This window comes from Peptacetobacter hominis, from assembly GCF_006861675.1.
Lineage (GTDB): Bacteria > Bacillota > Clostridia > Peptostreptococcales > Peptostreptococcaceae > Peptacetobacter > Peptacetobacter hominis.
In genome coordinates this window covers 61,164-67,394 of sequence record NZ_SGJB01000015.1, presented here as the reverse complement: position 1 = coordinate 67,394, position 6,231 = coordinate 61,164, and the positions used below count along the sequence as shown (strand labels likewise).

The window sequence follows — 6,231 nt, the reverse complement described above, 5'->3', positions numbered from 1 at the left end:
TTTACAACCACTATTTACTGATAACAAGAAAAAATGCTGTCGCAAAACGTTATAAAAAACGTTAATGCGACAGCACCTTTTATATTTAATATTTTTATTCATCCATATAATCCGAGGTATCCAAAGGAAGTCCTTTTTTATCAAGCCTATCTTCAGTTATATCTTTTATTATAGAATATACAAAGGCAAATAACGGAACCCCAAGTATCATACCAACTATTCCTAAAAACTTGCCTGCAAGAAGAAGTGAGAAAAGTATCCAGAAAGCTGATACCCCAATCGAATCACCAAGTATTTTAGGACCTATTATATTTCCATCAAGCTGCTGTATAAAGAATATTATTATCGCAAGCCATACTGCTTTTACAGGGCTTACAAATAATACAAGAATAATTGATGGAACTGCTCCGAAGAACGGACCAAAAAACGGTATTATATTTGTAACACCAACGATTACAGTTACAAGCAAAGTAAACGGCATCTTTACTATAGTAAGAATTATAAATGTTATAATTCCTATTATAAAAGAGTCTACTATTTTTCCACCCAGGAACTTACCAAATATATCATTTGCTCTATGAGTTAGTTCAAGAACTTTATATGCATGTTCTTTACTGAAAAATGCATAAGTCATTTTCTTTGCTATTGCAAAGAAATTCTCTTTGTCCTTTAGAAGATATATCGATATTATCACTCCAAGAATTATATTCCATATGCTTGATATAACTGCCATTACAGTATTTCCTACAACAGGTATAAAATCTGTTGCAAATTTCATTATATAATCCATCCGCTCATTCCATTTCTGTTCTACAAGAGCCATATTTTCAGGAGTCATATTGAAATTATCTATAATATTTTTCATAAATTTTGTTGTACTATTTATATAATAAGGTGCATCATTAAATATTCCTATTATACTTTCCATAAGCTGAGGCCATACAAATTTTATAAACAGATAACACATTACACCTGCTACAAAATAAGTTAAAAGAAGACCTATAGCTCTTTTTGCACCTTTTTTTACACCCGGCATATATTTTGTTATTATTCTCTCCTCGAAAAACTTAAGAATAAAATTAAGAAGATATGCCATGGAAAAACCTATTATAAACGGATTCAATATAGCTACAAAATCACCAATCTTAGCAGAAAAGCTTTTTACCTGAGAACTGATAAGATAGAATACTATACCGACGCATATGGTTATCACAGCATATACAGCCATTGTCGTATACTTTTTATTCCATTCTATTTTCATGTTGTCCCTCCTTATTTATTCATATTGATTGTATCATAAATGCATAATTTTGTAACCGTAATAAATTATTATTTTCTAAAGTATATTTTTATTCGATAAATTAAATATAGCTTTCCCATATATTCTATATTTCTCATCGTATGTATTTATACATATAAAAAAGACGATTTCATAAATATGAAACCGTCTTTTAATAATTTAAATTTATACTGCCTCTTCAAACTGAGAATTGTAAAGTTTAGCGTAGAATCCACCTTTTGCTAAAAGTTCCTCATGATTACCATGCTCTACTATATCTCCTTCATTCATTACAAGTATGACATCGGCATCTTTAATAGTTGAAAGTCTGTGCGCTATTATAAAACTTGTTCTTCCTTCCATAAGGTTGTCCATAGCTTTCTGTATAAGAAGCTCTGTTCTTGTATCTACAGAACTTGTTGCTTCATCAAGTATCAGAACTTTAGGATCTGCAAGTATCGCTCTTGCTATTGTAAGAAGCTGTTTCTGTCCCTGTGATATATTACTTGCTTCTTCATCAAGCACTGTGTTATATCCATCATTAAGTGTTTTTATAAAGTGATGTACATTTGCTGATTTTGAAGCAGCAGTTATCTCTTCATCAGTTGCATCAAGTTTTCCGTATTTTATATTTTCTTTTATACTTCCATTGAAAAGCCATGTATCCTGAAGAACCATACCGAATGCTTTTCTGAGTTCATTTCTGTTGAAATCTCTTATATCATGTCCATCTATTTTTATTGCTCCTGAATTGACATCATAGAATCTCATAAGAAGTTTTACTATCGTAGTTTTACCGGCTCCAGTCGGTCCTACTATGGCAATCTTCTGTCCTTTTTTAACATCTATAGAGAAATCATTTATTATTGTCTTGTTTTCATTGTATCCGAAGTTTACATGTTCAAATGTTATATTTCCTTCAACTGAATCTATCGGTACCGGATTTTCTGCAACCTGAACTTCTTCCTCCTCTTCAAGGAATTCAAATACCCTTTCAGCTGCAGCGGCTGTAGACTGAAGCATATTTGTAACCTGAGCAAGCTGGTTTATAGGCTGTGTAAAACTTCTTACATACTGTATAAATGACTGTATATCACCGACTTCTATGGTTTTTCTTATTGCCAGATATCCACCAAGTATAGAAACAACCACATAACCGAAGTTTCCTATAAATCCCATTATCGGCTGCATCATACCTGAAAGGAACTGAGATCTCCATGCAGAATCGTAAAGTCTGTCATTTAATCTGTTGAATTCTTCTGTAACTTCTTTTTCTTTGTTGAATACTCTTACTATGCTCTGTCCACCGTAAGTTTCTTCAACCTGTCCATTTACATGTCCAAGAAATTCCTGCTGACTTCTGAAATATTTCTGTGATCTTTTTACAACCATTCTCACTGATAAAAGTGAAAGAGGTATTACTATAAGAGCCGAGATAGTCATTATCCAGCTTATTGAAAGCATCATGATAAGTATACCTACCATAGTTGTAACAGATGTTATAAGCTGAGTTAAACTCTGGTTTAAACTCTGGCTAAGTGTATCTATATCGTTTGTTATTCTTGAAAGTATTTCACCATGAGTTCTTTTGTCAAAGTACTTCATTGGCAGTCTGTTTATTTTTTCTGAAAGCTCATTTCTCATTTTATACGATATTTTCTGAGAGATTCCACTCATTATAAATCCCTGTATAAATGAGAAGATTGCACTTACGATATATAATGCTACTAGTATAAGAAGTATTCTTCCGATTGCGTCGAAGTCTATTCCTCCTCCGCTTCCAGAAACTTTTTCCATAAGTCCCTCGAATATTTTGGTAGTTGCTTTACCTAATATCTTAGGTCCCACTATTGAAAATATTGTACTTCCTACTGCAAATATAAAAACTGCTATTATAGATATCTTGTATTCTGAGATATATTCAAACAGCTTTTTCATTGTTCCTTTAAAATCATTTGCCTTTTCACCGGCAGCTCCGACGGCTCCATGTCCACCCATCGGACCTCTGCCACCCATAGGCCCTTTTCTCATTCCCGGTTTATTACTCATTTTCAAGCTCCTCCTTTGAAATCTGTGATAAAGCTATCTGTCTGTATATTTCACAATTATCTAGAAGCTCTTTGTGTGTTCCTTTTCCTACTATCTCTCCCTCATTAAGAACTATTATCTGTTCTGCATGAAGAATAGTACTTATTCTCTGTGCTACTATAAGAACAGTTGCATCCTTTGTTTTTGGTTTAAGCGCTTTTCTAAGAGCTGCATCTGTCTTAAGGTCAAGAGCAGAGAAACTGTCGTCAAATATATATATTTCAGGATTTTTAGCTATAGCTCTTGCTATTGAAAGTCTCTGCTTCTGTCCACCGGATACGTTTGTACCTCCCTGAGATATCTCAGTTGCAAATCCGTCTGGTTTTGTACTTATAAATTCCATAGCCTGAGCAATTTCAGCAGCATCCCTTATTTCATCATCAGTTGCATCAGGATTACCATATCTTAGATTTGATGCGATAGTTCCTGTGAAAAGAATACCTTTCTGCGGTACATATCCGATTCTTTTTCTAAGTTCATGCTGTTCCACATTTTTTATATTTACTCCATCAACTATTATTTCACCCTCTGTTGCGTCAAAGAATCTAGGTATTAAGTTTATAAGAGTAGATTTACCACTTCCCGTACTTCCTATAAAGGCTGTTGTTTCACCTGGTTTTGCGGTAAATGATATATTTTTAAGTATTTCTTCATCTGCATCCGGATATTTAAACGATACATTTCTGAATTCAACTACACCTTTTTTAGTATCATCAAATTTTTCAGCCTTACCTTTTTCCGGATCAAGAATTCTTGGTTCTGTATTCAGAACTTCCATTATACGTCCTGCAGATACTGATGCTCTCGGTATCATTATTGACATCATAGATATTACAAGGAAAGATATTATTATCTGCATTGTGTACTGTATAAATGCCATCATATCTCCGACCTGCATTGCACCTGTATCAACTCCATGAGATCCTGTCCATACTATCAGTACAGTTATCAGGTTCATTATAAGCATCATCATAGGCATCATACATGACATCATTCTGTTTACAAATATATTATTCTTAGTAAGCTCTCTATTTGCTTTTTCAAATCTTGCTTCTTCATATTTCTGATTGCTGAATGCTCTTATAACAGGTATCCCTGTTATTATCTCTCTTGAAACAAGGTTAAGTCTGTCTATAAGTTTCTGTACAAGCTTGAATTTAGGCATTACAACACTGAAAAGTATACCTATTATAAATATTATACTAAGCACTGCAACAGCTATTATCCATGTCATCGATACATTTGAATTTACTACTTTGAAAATTCCACCCATAGCCATAAGAGGTGCATAGAAAACCAGTCTGAAAAACATCGCAGACATCATCTGTATCTGCTGTATATCGTTTGTACTTCTTGTTATAAGCGATGCTGTTGAAAACTCTTTCATTTCCTCTTCTGAAAAACTCATTACCTTCTCATATACTTTACTTCTAAGATTTCTTCCTAGTATTGCTGCAGTTCTTGCTGCAAGGAAAGATACTATTACAGCTGCTATCATACTTACTATAGCTATTCCAAGCATCTGTGCCCCTGTTTTGAAAATATAACTGTTCTGAAGTTTTTCAAGATCGATTCCAACTTTTGAATACTCTGCTTTTACAAAAGATACTGCACTCTGTGAAACTATACTCTCAGGCATACTGTCAAACTGTTCATACATTTTTTCTACAATAGCAGATGACTGCTCTTTGTCCATCATAAGTATAATATCAACCACATCTTTATCTTTCAATGCAGCAGCATATTCAGCCGGCATTTTTGAAAGCATCTGAGCTTTCATTGCATCAGACTGCTCTTTATCATTTTCTGATGAATATAAAATCATCTCTGGTTTTGACATTATAGAGTCAAGATTTTCCATATCGTCTTTTGATATACTATCATTCAGTACATATAAATTCTCTTTTTCAAGTACTGGGTACTTTTCTTTATATTCAGTATATCTGTCCTCTGAAAGTTTATTCTTATCTAAAAGTGAATATTCATCTTTTATACTTTCAGCTTCTTTTTCAGATACAAGCCCCAGAAGTCTATTCATTTCAGATTCTCTTATTACCTCTGGAACAGCATTTTCTATTCCGCCCTGCTGTATACCGACGTTTACGATATTAGACGTATAATCAGGCAAAGATATATCACATGTAGCCTGAATCATAAGAAATGCTATTATAACCAGTATCATTCCTGCTGATTTTTCAAGATATTTCATTATTTTCAGCATATACTACTATCTCCTTCCAATGTCTTTTTATTCCCTGCTGTTTTCCATATTTTTTACCATTTCATGTAATAGTCTTTTTATCACTATTATTTCCTCAACGGAAAATCCTTTCAGGCATCTTTTTTCAATTTCAGAATTTATCTCCTTTAATCTGCTGTATATAGCTTTTCCATGATCTGTGAGATATACTCTTATTATTCTCTGATCGTCTGGATCAACTCTTTTTTCTACAATACCGGATTTTTCCATCCTGGATATCATAACTGTTGTGGTGGATGCCTTTACTTTTCTGCCTTTTGTAAGCTCTTTTAGACTTTGACCGTCGTTTTTATATAATGACATTATTATATTAGGCTGACCATGATGAAGTCCAAGCTCTTTCATATACTCCTCACTCATATTAAAATATGCTCTACCTATTCTCATCATTATACAATTTATCGAGTTTTCAAATCCATGTTCATCCACTTTCACACCTCCTCTTTATTTAGTCACCTAATTATTTATACATTATATATTATCCCTATATAGTATTTTTTTCAAGTGTATAGTGTAAATTTCATACTTTATTCATAGAAAATGATTTCACATTACTATTTTTCTGCAAAATTTAAATTAGTCAACTAATCTTTTAACTACTTCA

4 protein-coding genes are annotated in these 6,231 nt (G+C 33.0%); all 4 read right to left on the bottom strand.

The features are described 5' to 3' along the window. Positions 1–94: 94 nt before the first annotated feature. Positions 95–1,261: an AI-2E family transporter gene (locus EXD82_RS08205; RefSeq protein ID WP_142536431.1), complete on the bottom strand. Its 1,167-nt coding sequence runs from the start codon at positions 1,259–1,261 to the stop codon at positions 95–97. A 204-nt stretch (positions 1,262–1,465) separates the two neighbouring features. Beyond that, positions 1,466–3,328, bottom strand: a complete 1,863-nt coding sequence (locus EXD82_RS08200; RefSeq protein WP_330573796.1) for an ABC transporter ATP-binding protein — start codon at positions 3,326–3,328, stop codon at positions 1,466–1,468. Continuing rightward, positions 3,321–5,588: an ABC transporter ATP-binding protein gene (locus EXD82_RS08195; RefSeq protein WP_142536430.1), complete on the bottom strand. Its 2,268-nt coding sequence runs from the start codon at positions 5,586–5,588 to the stop codon at positions 3,321–3,323. The genes EXD82_RS08200 and EXD82_RS08195 overlap by 8 nt, the downstream gene beginning before the upstream one ends. 27 nt (positions 5,589–5,615) lie before the next feature. After that, positions 5,616–6,056: a MarR family winged helix-turn-helix transcriptional regulator gene (locus EXD82_RS08190; RefSeq protein ID WP_246082035.1), complete on the bottom strand. Its 441-nt coding sequence runs from the start codon at positions 6,054–6,056 to the stop codon at positions 5,616–5,618. Positions 6,057–6,231 lie beyond the last annotated feature (175 nt).